The 13,884-nt window shown below is 46.2% G+C and carries 20 protein-coding genes; 5 read left to right on the top strand and 15 right to left on the bottom strand.

Annotated elements, in window-relative coordinates; genetic code table 11:
• Positions 1-8: 8 nt before the first annotated feature.
• The 15 genes from rplE to rpmE form a co-directional block, all read right to left on the bottom strand.
• The gene (gene rplE / locus RXX31_RS18905; protein WP_005455660.1) at positions 9-548 is read right to left on the bottom strand and encodes a 50S ribosomal protein L5; all 540 of its coding nucleotides are present in this window, start codon (positions 546-548) and stop codon (positions 9-11) included.
• Positions 549-572: 24 nt separating this feature from the next.
• A complete protein-coding gene (gene rplX / locus RXX31_RS18900; RefSeq protein WP_014230668.1) occupies positions 573-890 on the bottom strand; it encodes a 50S ribosomal protein L24 in 318 nt (105 codons plus the stop codon).
• Positions 891-903: 13 nt separating this feature from the next.
• A complete protein-coding gene (gene rplN / locus RXX31_RS18895) occupies positions 904-1,275 on the bottom strand; it encodes a 50S ribosomal protein L14 (protein ID WP_004410450.1) in 372 nt (123 codons plus the stop codon).
• Between the two features lie 162 nt (positions 1,276-1,437).
• Complete coding sequence (gene rpsQ / locus RXX31_RS18890) at positions 1,438-1,692, bottom strand: 30S ribosomal protein S17 (protein ID WP_317591258.1); 255 nt, start codon at positions 1,690-1,692, stop codon at positions 1,438-1,440.
• Positions 1,692-1,883 carry a 50S ribosomal protein L29 gene (gene rpmC / locus RXX31_RS18885; protein ID WP_005379576.1) on the bottom strand — a complete coding sequence of 64 codons (192 nt, stop codon included), beginning with the start codon at positions 1,881-1,883 and terminating at the stop codon, positions 1,692-1,694. The genes rpsQ and rpmC overlap by 1 nt, the downstream gene beginning before the upstream one ends.
• Positions 1,883-2,293, bottom strand: a complete 411-nt coding sequence (gene rplP, locus RXX31_RS18880; RefSeq protein ID WP_005379577.1) for a 50S ribosomal protein L16 — start codon at positions 2,291-2,293, stop codon at positions 1,883-1,885. The genes rpmC and rplP overlap by 1 nt, the downstream gene beginning before the upstream one ends.
• An 11-nt stretch (positions 2,294-2,304) precedes the next feature.
• Positions 2,305-3,003 carry a 30S ribosomal protein S3 gene (rpsC, locus tag RXX31_RS18875; RefSeq protein WP_014230667.1) on the bottom strand — a complete coding sequence of 233 codons (699 nt, stop codon included), beginning with the start codon at positions 3,001-3,003 and terminating at the stop codon, positions 2,305-2,307.
• An 18-nt stretch (positions 3,004-3,021) separates the two neighbouring features.
• On the bottom strand, positions 3,022-3,354 hold the full coding sequence (rplV, locus tag RXX31_RS18870) for a 50S ribosomal protein L22 (protein WP_264903264.1): 333 nt from the start codon (positions 3,352-3,354) through the stop codon (positions 3,022-3,024).
• 10 nt (positions 3,355-3,364) lie between these two features.
• Positions 3,365-3,643 carry a 30S ribosomal protein S19 gene (gene rpsS / locus RXX31_RS18865; protein WP_004394525.1) on the bottom strand — a complete coding sequence of 93 codons (279 nt, stop codon included), beginning with the start codon at positions 3,641-3,643 and terminating at the stop codon, positions 3,365-3,367.
• A 21-nt stretch (positions 3,644-3,664) separates the two neighbouring features.
• The gene (rplB, locus tag RXX31_RS18860; protein WP_317591257.1) at positions 3,665-4,489 is read right to left on the bottom strand and encodes a 50S ribosomal protein L2; all 825 of its coding nucleotides are present in this window, start codon (positions 4,487-4,489) and stop codon (positions 3,665-3,667) included.
• 15 nt (positions 4,490-4,504) lie between these two features.
• Positions 4,505-4,807, bottom strand: a complete 303-nt coding sequence (gene rplW / locus RXX31_RS18855; protein ID WP_004398471.1) for a 50S ribosomal protein L23 — start codon at positions 4,805-4,807, stop codon at positions 4,505-4,507.
• On the bottom strand, positions 4,804-5,406 hold the full coding sequence (rplD, locus tag RXX31_RS18850; RefSeq protein ID WP_005379556.1) for a 50S ribosomal protein L4: 603 nt from the start codon (positions 5,404-5,406) through the stop codon (positions 4,804-4,806). Before rplD ends, rplW begins: the two co-directional genes overlap by 4 nt.
• 17 nt (positions 5,407-5,423) lie before the next feature.
• On the bottom strand, positions 5,424-6,053 hold the full coding sequence (rplC, locus tag RXX31_RS18845) for a 50S ribosomal protein L3 (protein ID WP_317591256.1): 630 nt from the start codon (positions 6,051-6,053) through the stop codon (positions 5,424-5,426).
• Positions 6,054-6,067: 14 nt separating this feature from the next.
• Positions 6,068-6,379, bottom strand: coding sequence for a 30S ribosomal protein S10 (rpsJ, locus tag RXX31_RS18840; RefSeq protein WP_004410492.1), 312 nt, complete (start codon positions 6,377-6,379; stop codon positions 6,068-6,070).
• Between the two features lie 458 nt (positions 6,380-6,837).
• On the bottom strand, positions 6,838-7,059 hold the full coding sequence (gene rpmE / locus RXX31_RS18835; RefSeq protein ID WP_317591255.1) for a 50S ribosomal protein L31: 222 nt from the start codon (positions 7,057-7,059) through the stop codon (positions 6,838-6,840).
• A 297-nt stretch (positions 7,060-7,356) separates the two neighbouring features.
• Here rpmE and priA point away from each other — a divergent pair, with 297 nt between their 5' ends.
• The 5 genes from priA to hslU all read left to right on the top strand — a co-directional run bounded on the left by priA (position 7,357) and on the right by hslU (position 13,852).
• Entirely contained in the window at positions 7,357-9,561 is a 2,205-nt protein-coding gene (gene priA / locus RXX31_RS18830) for a primosomal protein N' (protein WP_317591254.1), read from the top strand.
• Between the two features lie 334 nt (positions 9,562-9,895).
• Positions 9,896-10,900 carry a DNA-binding transcriptional regulator CytR gene (gene cytR / locus RXX31_RS18825; protein WP_317591253.1) on the top strand — a complete coding sequence of 335 codons (1,005 nt, stop codon included), beginning with the start codon at positions 9,896-9,898 and terminating at the stop codon, positions 10,898-10,900.
• A gap of 156 nt (positions 10,901-11,056) precedes the next feature.
• On the top strand, positions 11,057-11,602 hold the full coding sequence (locus RXX31_RS18820; RefSeq protein ID WP_317591336.1) for an SPOR domain-containing protein: 546 nt from the start codon (positions 11,057-11,059) through the stop codon (positions 11,600-11,602).
• Positions 11,603-11,945: 343 nt separating this feature from the next.
• Entirely contained in the window at positions 11,946-12,497 is a 552-nt protein-coding gene (gene hslV, locus RXX31_RS18815; protein ID WP_014230658.1) for an ATP-dependent protease subunit HslV, read from the top strand.
• A 23-nt stretch (positions 12,498-12,520) separates the two neighbouring features.
• The gene (hslU, locus tag RXX31_RS18810) at positions 12,521-13,852 is read left to right on the top strand and encodes an HslU--HslV peptidase ATPase subunit (RefSeq protein ID WP_317591252.1); all 1,332 of its coding nucleotides are present in this window, start codon (positions 12,521-12,523) and stop codon (positions 13,850-13,852) included.
• The last annotated feature ends 32 nt before the right edge of the window (positions 13,853-13,884 follow it).

The raw sequence follows: 13,884 nt of genomic DNA, 5'->3' as shown, positions 1-13,884 counted from the left end.
CCTTCACCTTACTTACGGAATGGGAAGTTAAAGGCAGCCAGCAGAGCACGGCCTTCCTCATCAGTACCAGCAGACGTCGTAATAGTGATGTCTAGACCGCGTACTCGATCAACTTTATCAAAGTCGATTTCCGGGAAGATGATTTGCTCGCGAACGCCCATGCTGTAGTTACCGCGTCCGTCAAAAGACTTAGCGCTAACACCACGGAAGTCACGTACACGTGGAAGAGCGATGTTAATCAAACGCTCAAGAAAATCCCACATACGTTCGCCACGCAAGGTTACTTTACAACCGATAGGGTAGCCTTCACGGATTTTGAAACCTGCAACAGATTTGCGCGCTTTTGTGATAAGTGGCTTTTGACCAGAGATCGTTGCCATATCAGACGCTGCGTTTTCTAGCAGTTTCTTATCGTTGATTGCTTCACCAACACCCATGTTTAGGGTGATTTTCTCGATTCTAGGGACTTGCATGACGCTTGTGTAGCTGAACTGTTTGGTCAGTTCAGCGACTACAGACGACTTGTAGTAATCATGCAGTTTCGCCATAGTAGAACTCCAAATTACTTCTAATTAGTTAGAAACGGTTTCGCCGTTAGACTTGAAGAAACGAACTTTCTTGCCGTCTTCAAAACGGAAACCGATACGGTCAGCTTTACCAGTAGCTGCGTTAAAGATTGCAACGTTAGAAGCGTCAATAGCTGCTTCTTGTTCAACGATGCCACCTTGTTGACCTAGAGCCGGAACCGGCTTTTGGTGTTTCTTAACAAGGTTGATGCCTTCAACGATAACTTTACCAGTTGCTAGAACCTTAGTTACTTTACCTTTCTTGCCTTTGTCTTTACCAGCAAGAACGATTACTTCGTCGTTACGACGGATTTTAGCTGCCATTTCTACGTGCTCCTTACAGAACTTCTGGAGCCAGTGAAACGATCTTCATGAACTTATCGCCACGAAGTTCGCGTGTCACAGGACCAAAGATACGTGTACCGATTGGTTGCTCAGTATTGTCATTCAACAATACGCAAGCATTTCGGTCGAAGCGAATGACAGAACCGTCAGGACGACGTACGCCTTTACGGGTGCGCACTACCACCGCCTTCAGAACATCACCTTTTTTTACTTTACCGCGAGGAATTGCTTCCTTCACAGTAACTTTGATGACGTCACCGATATGTGCATAACGGCGGTGAGAGCCACCCAGAACCTTAATACACATTACGCTGCGTGCGCCTGAGTTATCAGCTGCGTCCAGCATACTTTGCATTTGGATCATGTTAGTGCTCCGCTAAATATTAATAACTAGACCCATCACGGGTCGGGCTGCCTCTTTAAAAGGGACGCGAATTGTACCACCCTTTTTTGTGATTGGGTAGTCAAAAAATAAACGGCTCCAAAAATATTTTGGAGCCGCTTGAGTTTCATAGAATTAACGAGATTAAATCTTCGCCTTTTCTAGAACTTTTACCAAAGTCCAAGACTTAGTCTTAGACAGTGGACGACACTCAGCGATTTCAACTGTGTCGCCTAGGCCACACTCGTTGTTCTCGTCATGTGCGTGTACTTTAGTCGTACGTTTAACGAATTTCCCGTAGATTGGGTGTTTTACGAAACGTTCGATAGCAACAGTGATAGACTTGTCCATCTTGTCGCTAATAACACGACCTTGTTGAGTACGTTTTACTTCGCTCATTATGCGCCTGCCTTCTCAGTCAAAACAGTTTTCACACGTGCGATATCACGGCGTACAGCTTTCAGAGTATGAGTTTGCTGTAGTTGACCAGTTGCAGCTTGCATGCGCAAGTTGAACTGTTCACGTAGCAAATTCATTAGCTCAGCATTAAGCTCTTCAACGCTTTTTTCGCGTAGATCTTGTGCTTTCATCACATCACCTGCTTAGTTACAAATGTAGTTTTGAAAGGCAGTTTACGTGCCGCAAGACGGAACGCTTCACGTGCCAATTCTTCAGGTACACCACCCATTTCGTACATAACCTTACCAGGTTGGATTTGGGCTACCCAGTACTCAACGTTACCTTTACCCTTACCTTGACGAACTTCAAGTGGTTTTTCTGTGATTGGTTTGTCTGGGAACACACGGATCCAGATTTTACCTTGACGCTTAACGTGACGTGTCATTGCACGACGTGCCGCTTCGATTTGACGAGCAGTTAGACGACCACGGCCAACAGCTTTAAGACCGAATTCGCCGAAGCTTACATCAGTACCTTTAGCTAGACCACGGTTACGACCAGTCTGAACCTTACGGAACTTAGTACGTTTAGGTTGTAGCATCTGTCGACTCCTTACTTACGGCCTTTACGCTGCTTCTTAGGCTTGTCGCCTTTAGGCTCAACAGCGTTAGCTGCTGGCATACCACCTAGAATCTCACCTTTGAAGATCCAAGTTTTAATGCCGATCACACCGTATTGAGTGTGAGCCGAAGAAGTTGCGTAATCAATGTCAGCACGTAGAGTGTGTAGAGGCACACGGCCTTCACGGTACCACTCTGAACGTGCGATTTCAGCGCCGCCTAGACGACCGCTTACTTCCACTTTGATACCTTTAGCGCCTAGACGCATTGCATTTTGTACCGCGCGCTTCATAGCACGACGGAACATAACACGACGCTCTAGCTGAGACGCGATGCTGTCACCAACAAGTTGCGCATCTAGTTCAGGCTTACGTACTTCAGCGATGTTAATTTGCGCTGGTACACCTGCAATTTTAGCTACAGCTGCGCGTAGCTTCTCTACGTCTTCACCTTTCTTACCGATAACAACGCCTGGACGAGCAGTGTGAATAGTCACACGGATGCTCTTAGCAGGACGCTCGATAACGATGCGTGATAGAGACGCTTTTTTCAGTTCACCTGTAAGGAACTGACGTACCTTGAAGTCGCCGTCTAGGTTGTCAGCGAAATCTTTGGTGTTAGCAAACCATGTAGCATTCCAAGGCTTAACGATGCCTAGACGAATACCATTAGGATGTACTTTTTGACCCATTGCTTACTCTCCTAGTCTCTAGCGATCTGCTACAACAACAGTGATGTGGCTTGAACGCTTCAAGATACGATCCGCACGACCTTTAGCACGAGGCATAATACGCTTCATGGTTGGGCCTTCATCTACAAAGATTTTTGCGACATTCAGATCGTCAATATCTGCACCTTCGTTGTGCTCCGCGTTAGCGATAGCAGACTCAAGAACTTTCTTAACTAGTTCAGCAGCTTTTTTGTTGCTGAAAGTTAGGATTTCTAGAGCTTGGTCAACAGATTTACCACGGATTTGATCCGCAACTAAGCGAGCTTTCTGAGGCGAAATGCGAGCAAAGTTATGTTTAGCAAATGCTTCCATTATCTACTCCTTAGCGCTTCTTAGCTTTCTTATCCGCAGCGTGACCGCGGTAAGTACGTGTTGGTGCGAATTCACCCAGTTTGTGACCGATCATTTCATCAGTTACAAATACTGGTACGTGCTGACGACCATTATGGACAGCGATGGTCAAACCGATCATCGTAGGGATGATCATTGAACGACGGGACCAAGTCTTAATAGGCTTTTTGTCTCCGCTTTCCACCGCTTTCTCTACCTTCTTCAGCAAGTGTAGGTCAATAAAAGGACCTTTCTTGAGAGAACGTGGCATGGCGATTCCTCTTTATATAGATTACTTGTTACGACGACGTACGATGTACTTGTCAGTGCGTTTGTTCTTACGAGTCTTGTAGCCTTTAGTTGGCATACCCCAAGGAGATACTGGGTGACGGCCACCAGAAGTACGACCTTCACCACCACCGTGTGGGTGATCAACCGGGTTCATTACCACACCGCGAACGGTTGGACGAACACCGCGCCAACGAGTAGCACCAGCTTTACCAAGTTCACGTAGCATGTGCTCAGAGTTACCAACTTCACCGATCGTTGCACGACCTTCAGAAAGAACTTTGCGCATTTCGCCAGAACGTAGACGGATAGTTACGTATGAACCGTCGCGAGCAACGATTTGAGCGTAAGCACCAGCTGAACGAGCTAGCTGACCGCCTTTACCAGGCTTCAGTTCAACGTTGTGTACAGTTGAACCTACTGGGATGTTACGCATTGGTAGAGTGTTACCAGCTTTGATAGGTGCATCAACACCCGACTGAATAACATCACCAGCTACAACACCTTTAGGTGCTAGGATGTAGCGACGCTCACCGTCTTTGTAAAGAACTAGAGCAATATTTGCGCTACGGTTTGGATCGTATTCAAGACGCTCAACTGTCGCTGGGATACCGTCTTTAGTACGTTTGAAGTCAATCAAACGGTAGTGGTGCTTGTGACCACCGCCGACGTGACGTACTGTGATACGACCGTTGTTGTTACGACCGCCGTTCTTAGAGTTTTTCTCTAGAAGAGGTGCGTATGGCTTGCCCTTGTGTAGGTCAGCGTTAACAACTTTAACAACGTGACGACGACCAGGGGAAGTCGGCTTACATTTAACAATAGCCATTTTTAACTACTCCTGTTATTCCGCGCCGCCAACGAAGTCAAGATCTTGACCTTCTTTCAAAGTAACGTACGCTTTCTTAACGTCGCTGCGGCGACCTTGGCGTAGACCTTGACGTTTGGTCTTACCCTTAGTGATAAGAGTATTTACAGACTTAACTTCAACTTCAAATAGCTTTTCTACAGCTGCTTTGATCTCTTTTTTAGTTGCATCTTTAGCTACTTTGAAAACGATAGTGTTCGCTTTCTCAGCTGCCATAGTTGCTTTTTCAGAGATGTGCGGTGCACGTAGAACTTTTAGGATACGCTCTTCAGTGATCATGCTAGCATCTCCTCAACTTGTTTAACTGCTTCAGCAGTCATTACAACTTTGTCGAACGCGATTAGTGATACTGGATCAATACCAGCAACGTCACGTGCGTCAACTTTGTATAGGTTACGAGCCGCTAGGAATAGATTCTCATCTACTTCGCTAGTCACGATTAGAGCGTCAGTTAGCTCAAGCTCTTTAAGCTTAGCAACTAGCTCTTTAGTCTTTGGTGCTTCTACTGAGAAGTTATCAACAACGATTAGACGCTCTTGACGAACAAGCTCAGAAAGAATGCTCTTCATAGCACCGCGGTACATTTTCTTGTTTACTTTTTGGCTGTGATCTTGTGGTTTCGCAGCAAAAGTAACACCACCTGTACGCCAGATTGGGCTACGAATTGTACCAGCACGCGCACGGCCAGTACCTTTTTGACGCCATGGCTTAGCGCCACCGCCAGAAACTTCTGAACGTGTTTTTTGAGCACGAGTACCTTGACGAGCACCTGCTGCGTATGCAACAACTACTTGGTGTACAAGAGCTTCGTTAAACTCACGTCCGAAAGTAGTTTCGGAAACAGTTAGTGCATCAGCACCTTTAACCATTAGTTCCATTACTTACTCCTGAGACGTTATGCTTTAACAGCTGGTTTAACGATCACGTTGCCGCCAGTTGCGCCTGGGACTGCACCTTTAATAAGAAGCAGGTTGCGCTCAGCGTCAACACGTACGATCTCTAGGTTTTGAGTCGTTACACGCTCAGCACCCATGTGACCTGCCATTTTCTTGCCTTTAAATACGCGACCTGGAGTCTGACATTGACCGATAGAACCAGGAGCACGGTGAGACAATGAGTTACCGTGTGTCATATCTTGAGTACGGAAGTTCCAACGCTTAACAGCGCCTTGGAAGCCTTTACCCTTAGATGTACCAGTAACGTCTACTTTCTTAGTTTCGTTGAATAGTTCAACAGTTAGTTCTGAACCAACTTCGAACTCTTCGCCGTTTTCTAAACGGAATTCCCAAAGACCGCGACCCGCTTCAACGCCAGCTTTAGCAAAGTGACCTGCTTCAGCTTTGTTTACGCGGTTAGCTTTCTTCGCACCAGAAGTAACCTGGATAGCTGCGTAGCCGTCAGTTTCAAGAGTTTTCACTTGAGAAACGCGGTTAGCTTCAACTTCAACAACAGTTACTGGGATAGAAACGCCGTCTTCAGTAAATACGCGGGTCATGCCCACTTTACGACCGATTAGACCAATCATTCTTCTAATCTCCCTTAACCTAGGCTAATTTGAACGTCAACGCCCGCAGCAAGGTCTAGACGCATTAGAGCATCAACAGTTTTGTCTGTTGGCTCAACGATGTCGATTAGACGCTTGTGAGTACGGATTTCGTACTGGTCACGTGCTTTCTTGTTAACGTGTGGAGAGATAAGAACTGTGAAACGCTCTTTACGAGTTGGTAGTGGGATTGGACCACGAACCTGTGCGCCAGTGCGCTTAGCTGTTTCAACGATTTCCGCTGTAGAAGCATCGATTAATTTGTAATCGAAAGCTTTTAGGCGGATACGGATACGTTGGTTCTGCATGAGACAGAGCTCCAAAATTAGTAAATTACACAAACAATATCGCCACTCAAACTCGTCAAGACGAGAGAATGCCGATTGATTTATGTGAAACCGTAGCATCCAAGATTAGGACGCATTGTCAGTTAATTTTCGATTAACTATCCCTACATGCCAAAGTCACCTTTGGGGATAGTTTTTCCGAAGAAAAGATAGCTAATTGTATTAACCGCGAACATAAGCTGAGTCTACATTACCTAATAAATCCTTGGATTTATTAGCTCCTCACCGCTCATTGGTTCACAACTGGCTTAACCAGTGCGCTGCATTATACAGATCACGCTTTGGGTTGCAAGCATTGAGTGAAAAATAATCGAGACTATTTTTAACTCACTGTTTTTAATCCAACCACCAGATTCACCATAAACAAAAAGGACGCCGAAGCGTCCTTTTCTAAACTGTAATTGTAATAGCGTCTGCTATTATTTCTTACCGCTTGATAGTGCACCGAAACGCTTGTTGAAGCGATCAACACGGCCGCCTGTATCAACGATACGTTGCTTACCAGTGTAGAATGGGTGGCACTTGTCACATACGTCTAGGTGGATAGACTCTTTACCTAGAGTTGAGTTGAACTCAAAAGTGTTGCCGCAAGAACAAGTAGCAGATACTGCTTTGTATTCTGGATGGATACCAGCTTTCATGGGATAACCTCAATAGTAGGCCGTGTCGCTATACGAGTCTAAGCCGCACACCACACGCAATTAAAAATAAAAGTGCGATACCGCATCAGCTTAACGCCGAAGCCATATCTCAAGGCGCGATATAGTAATGAATCGCACTGATGGGATCAACACATTTGGCAATTTTTTCGCCACTTTTTTAGTCAGTCTATTGCTTGTCATCGGTTTACGAGGCGAGAAGTCAGCTTTACTCGAATTTTCACCCCAATTTTAATAGACTCTAAGCTCCTTTCCTTCTTTATATTACAGCAGAACTTTATGCGTCCATCCATTGCCAGAGTGGCACTACCTGTTCCACTCGACAAACAGTTTGATTATGCCATTCCGGGGCACCTGTTCCCGCTCATTGGTGGGCGTGTATCTGTACCTTTTGGACGTCAGACGTTGGTAGGAATTGTCACCGCGATGGTGAACCACTCAGATTTTCCTATCGAACAGCTCAAACCAATCAAAGCCGTTTTAGATTCGCAACCTATCTGGTCAGAAAAACTGTATTCATTGCTCACATGGTGTAGCCATTTTTATCAGTATCCATTGGGCGATACGCTTCACAATGCGATGCCAGCAGCGCTGAGAAAAGGAAAACCAGCTGATTTTGCCACCTTGCAGGAATGGCAGATCACCGAAGCGGGTAAAGACAAACTGATGCAAGGCCTCGACCGCCGGGCAGTGAAGCAACAAAAAGTTCTGCAAATCCTGGTAGACGGAGCCGTACCGCACCAAGAATTTGTAGAGCAAGAGATCGCCTCAACAGTGCTGAAATCGGTCGAAGAGAAAGGTTGGATTGAGCGAATTGAGAAAATGCCAACGATTTCTCAATGGCCCCAACAGGTCGAAAACGATGTCGACAAGCCGAAGCTTAACCATGAGCAAGCGCTCGCCATTGCCAGCGTGAACAGCCAAACGGGTTTTGCCTGCTATTTATTAGAGGGGGTAACAGGCTCCGGTAAGACCGAGGTTTACCTCAATCTGATCAAGCCTGTATTAGAAAAAGGTCGCCAAGCGTTAGTTCTGGTGCCAGAAATTGGCCTGACCCCACAAACCATCAATCGTTTTAAGCATCGCTTCAACGTACCTGTAGAAGTGATACATTCAGGTTTAAATGATACCGAACGTTTAAACTCGTGGTTATCTGCCCGAGATAAAGCGGCCGGAATCATCATTGGCACCCGCTCAGCTCTACTGACGCCATTCGCAGACCTTGGCATTATTATTGTTGATGAAGAACATGACGCTTCATACAAACAACAAGATAGTTTGCGCTACCACGCTCGTGACGTTGCCGTTATGCGTGCGCACAAAGAGCAAGTACCGATTGTGCTTGGCTCTGCAACTCCGGCATTAGAGACGCTGCATAATGCGTTATCGGGTAAATACCACCACCTCACACTAACTCAGCGTGCGGGCTCCGCAGTGCCAACCACCAATAAAGTACTCGATGTTAAAGGTCAATATTTAGAAAGTGGATTGTCTGCCCCACTGATTGCTGACATGCGTAAACACCTGAAAGCGGGTAATCAGGTGATGCTATTTCTTAACCGCCGAGGTTTCTCCCCTGCTCTGATGTGCCATGAATGTGGTTGGATTGCAGAATGTAAGCGCTGTGATGCCTATTACACCTTCCATCAATACAGCAATGAAATACGTTGCCATCATTGCGGCTCACAGCAACCCGTAATTCATCAGTGTCAGGGATGTGGTTCCACTCAGTTAGTAACGGTCGGTGTAGGCACAGAGCAGTTAGAACATCAGTTGGCGCAGCTCTTCCCTGAGTACAAAGCCATTCGTATCGACAGAGACAGTACCCGTCGTAAAGGCAGCTTGGAAGATGCCTTAGAATCGATTCGCAAAGGTGAATACCAGATTTTGATTGGTACGCAAATGCTTGCCAAAGGGCATCACTTTCCGAACGTAACATTGGTTGCACTATTGGATGTGGATGGTTCCTTATATAGCAGTGACTTTCGCGCTTCTGAACGCCTCGCTCAGCTTTTTATTCAGGTTGCGGGACGGGCTGGGCGTGCAAGTAAACCTGGCGAAGTGATTTTACAGACCCATCACCCAGAGCACAGCTTATTGCAGGCACTGCTGCAAAAAGATTATCGCCACTTTGCGATGACCGCCTTAGAAGAGCGAAAATTAGCACAGCTGCCCCCGTACAGTTACCTGACTCTGTTTAAGGCTGAAGCAAACCAAAGTGAAATAGTAGAAGACTTCCTGCGTCAGGTTCGTTTTACTCTTGAGTCACACCCATTATTTGACGACACCTGTATGGTGCTGGGTCCGACCCCTTCCCCACTGGCCAAACGCGCAGGTAAATATCGCTGGCAACTTTTGCTGCAAACTCAACATCGTTCATTGATGCAAAAGTTATTAACCAGTGCAAAGCCTGCTATTGAGTTGTTACCTAATGCCAAGAAAGTGCGTTGGAATTTAGACATAGAACCACAGGACCTGAGCTAGCAAACGTTTAGCTATGTAATGAATTACCTTTTAATGTGACAAAAATCACACTATCATTGTGGTTTTTGTTAAACAGACCGTAACTTTCACCATAGAAATGAATAGACTATCCCATTAAGTAAAGTCTTCGTTTCTTGTAACGAAATACTTTAAATTTACACTTTAACGTTTCCCCAACATTGAAATGTTGTTCTGGCAATGAAAAAGCACTTTACCCACTAAATAATCAACAACAATGTGATGGTAAAGCGAGCGTTTTCTGCACTCAATTACAACAATTTCACTCTGGGGGATTAACGTCATCTTGGCGAATTATTTGAGAGGTTTTAAAACTATGGCGACAATGAAGGATGTTGCCCAGCTTGCGGGAGTATCTACCGCGACGGTATCTCGAGCACTAATGAACCCGGAGAAAGTCTCAGCGTCTACGCGAAAACGAGTAGAAGACGCGGTACTTGAGGCGGGTTACTCACCAAACTCTTTAGCACGTAATTTACGCAGAAACGAATCGAAGACCATTGTTACGATCGTTCCTGACATCTGCGATCCCTACTTTTCTGAAATCATTCGTGGTATCGAAGATGCTGCAATGGAGCACGGCTATCTCGTATTGCTTGGCGATAGCGGTCAGCAAAAGAAACGCGAAAGTTCATTTGTGAACCTGGTCTTTACTAAGCAAGCTGACGGGATGCTGCTACTTGGTACCGACTTACCGTTTGATGTCAGCAAACCCGAACAAAAAAACCTGCCACCTATGGTCATGGCCTGTGAATTTGCTCCTGAACTGGAGCTACCAACCGTTCATATCGATAACCTGACATCAGCATTTGAAGCCGTCAATTACCTGACCCAGCTTGGTCATAAACGTATTGCGCAAATTTCAGGTCCCGATACAGCGGTATTGTGTCAATTCCGTCAACAAGGCTACCAACAAGCATTGCGTCGTGCTGGCATAAACAAAGAACCACAATACAGTATTGTCACCGAATTCTCTTTTGAAGGCGGAGCAAAAGCAGTACGTAAGTTGCTGGAGCTACACGAGCCACCAACCGCGATTTTCTGCCACTGTGACACGATGGCAATCGGTGCCATTCAAGAAGCGAAAAAGCTCGGTTTCCGCGTCCCACAAGATCTGTCGGTAGTCGGGTTTGATGACATCAATTTCGCTCAGTACTGTGATCCTCCGTTAACGACCATCTCTCAGCCTCGCTACGAGATTGGCCGACAAGCGATGCTAATGATGCTAGAGCTTCTAAAAGGGCACGATGTCCATTCAGGGTCTCGTCTTCTAGAAACAAACCTGATTGTTCGTGGAAGCGCTGCGCCACCAGCGAGATAGATTAAAGAGAAGATCCTAGGGTCTAGGTGACTAGGTCCTAGGTCCTCTCTTTCAAACCTTTCCCCTCCCACCTAACAAGATTCATTCAACAGGGTGTTTTCTCAACTCGTTCTGGATTAACATAATTGCAAGAATTCTTGATGATCAAAAATGACCGTGGCAAACAGAGATTATGTAAGAAGGGGGCGTGGAACCCCAAAAAAGTCGACAAAAAAACAACCTTCCAGAAAGAAGCCTTGGCGTAGTGGTCTACTGGCAATCGTGCTAGTGGGCGGCTTTGGCTATGGTCTTTACTTACTAAACAATGATCCAGAGCCCCAGCCACCGGTTGTGCAGCAACCAACAACTCCGGTAAGCAAACCTAAGGCAAAAACAGATTTACCTCCCCCACCCGAAGAAAAGTGGGAATATGTGGAATCTCTCCCTAATCGCGAAGTGGAAGTGGTCGCCAAAGAGATCCAAGTGTCGAAAATCCCTTACATCATGCAGTGTGGCGCTTATAAGACCCAGGCTCAGGCTGAAGAACGTAAACTTTCGATTGCTTTCCAGGGATTGACGAGCAAAATTGTCAAGAAAGAAGGCAGCTCTTGGTATCGCATTATTTTAGGTCCATACAAATTTAAGCGCGATGCTGAGAAAGATCGCCATAAATTGCAGCGAGCCAAAATCGAACCGTGTGCGATTTGGAAAGAGAATTATTAAAAATAGAAGACCTAGCTCCTAGGGGCTAGGTCCTAGGTTTCGGACTACCGAAAAAACCAACGACACCGTCATTCCGAGGAGCCTAGGCGACATCAGGAATCTACTAACAGCAACGATGTCAATCTAAGCGAGTACCTTTAATATCAAGGCACTGGATAAGTAGAGCCTGAATCACGCTCCTTCGTCGCTGTTCAGGATGACAAAGCGTTTAGTACCGAGGTCCTAGAACTCTAAAACCTAGTATCTCTTTAACCTAACACCTTTTTCTTCCCCCCTTGAATCCCCTTTTCCCCTACCCCATATACAGTATTACATCCAAAGAGAAATAATTAAGAGGTCGACTGTGACTACCATTGTATCTGTACGTCGAAATAATAAAGTCGTCATCGCGGGTGATGGCCAAGTATCTCTAGGCAATACCGTAATGAAAGGTAACGCGCGTAAAGTTCGCCGCCTATACAACAACAAAGTACTGGCTGGTTTTGCTGGCGGTACCGCGGATGCCTTCACCCTTTTCGAGCGTTTCGAAAGCAAACTGCAAATGCACCAAGGCCATTTGACCAAAGCGGCTGTAGAACTGGCAAAAGACTGGCGTAGTGATCGCGCACTTCGCAAACTGGAAGCACTGCTTGCTGTAGCAGACGAAACCGCTTCTTTAATCATCACGGGTAATGGTGATGTAGTGCAGCCTGAAAATGATCTAATTGCGATCGGTTCTGGTGGTGCATACGCGCAAGCAGCAGCAACGGCGCTATTAGAAAACACAGACCTGGACGCTCGTGAAATCGCGGAAAAAGCATTGAACATTGCGGGTGACATTTGTGTATTCACCAACCACAATCACACTGTAGAAGAGCTCGAGTCAACTGCAGAACTGGCAGCACCAGCTGAGTAATCGTAACGAAGTAAGGAAAGAATATGTCTGAAATGACCCCTCGCGAAATCGTTCATGAATTGAACCGCCATATCATTGGTCAAGACAAAGCAAAACGTTCGGTTGCGATTGCTCTTCGTAACCGCTGGCGTCGAATGCAGCTTGAAGAAAGCCTGCGTGTCGAAGTGACACCAAAAAACATTCTGATGATCGGTCCAACCGGTGTTGGTAAAACGGAAATCGCTCGTCGCCTTGCGAAGCTGGCCAATGCGCCGTTCATCAAAGTAGAAGCAACAAAATTCACCGAAGTGGGTTACGTTGGTAAAGAAGTAGAAACCATCATCCGTGATCTCACCGATGTTGCCGTGAAGCTCACTCATCAACAAGCGATGGAAAAAGTAAAATTCCGCGCTGAAGAGCAAGCTGAAGAGCGTGTTCTTGATGCACTATTGCCACCAGCACGAGATAACTGGGGACAAGCAGAACAGACCGAAGATTCCTCGCATACTCGTCAGATTTTCCGTAAAAAACTGCGTGAAGGTCAGCTAGACGATAAAGAGATTGAAATCGATGTCGCTGCACCACAAATGGGTGTAGAGATTATGGCGCCTCCTGGTATGGAAGAGATGACCAACCAGCTCCAAGGCATGTTCCAAAACCTGGCCGGCGATACCAAGAAGAAGCGTAAGCTGAAAATCAAAGACGCGATGAAAGCCCTTGCTGAAGAAGAAGCAGCGAAGCTTGTGAATCAGGAAGAGCTAAAAGAAGCGGCGATTTACAACGTTGAAAATAACGGCATCGTCTTCATCGATGAGATCGATAAAATCTGTAAACGTGGTGAAAGTTCTGGCCCTGACGTTTCACGTGAAGGTGTTCAACGTGACCTGCTACCACTGATTGAAGGCAGCACGGTTTCAACCAAACACGGTATGGTAAAAACAGACCACATCTTGTTTGTGGCTTCTGGTGCTTTCCAGGTCGCGAAGCCTTCTGACCTGATCCCGGAACTGCAAGGTCGTCTACCAATCCGTGTGGAACTTGAAGCTCTAAGCAGCAGTGACTTCAAACGCATTCTGACTGAGCCAAAAGCGTCATTGACTGAGCAATACATCGCGTTGATGAAAACAGAAGATGTCGACATTGAATTTACTCAAGACGGTATCACGCAAATTGCCGAAGCCGCATGGACAGTAAACGAAACCACCGAAAACATCGGTGCACGTCGTCTACATACCGTGATGGAACGCCTGATGGACGAAATCTCTTACGATGCGGCAGAACAATCTGGCGCTAAGTTTGTGATTGATGCAGCCTACGTGAAAGCGCGTCTGGGCGATACCATTGAAGATGAAGATCTAAGCCGCTTTATTCTGTAAAACATAGTTTCTAGGATCCTAGGTTCTAGGGT

The organism is Vibrio sp. EA2, from assembly GCF_033042495.1.
Taxonomy (GTDB): domain Bacteria; phylum Pseudomonadota; class Gammaproteobacteria; order Enterobacterales; family Vibrionaceae; genus Vibrio.
Note: the sequence above shows the minus strand (reverse complement) of the source record. Positions and strands in the feature narration are given on the sequence as shown.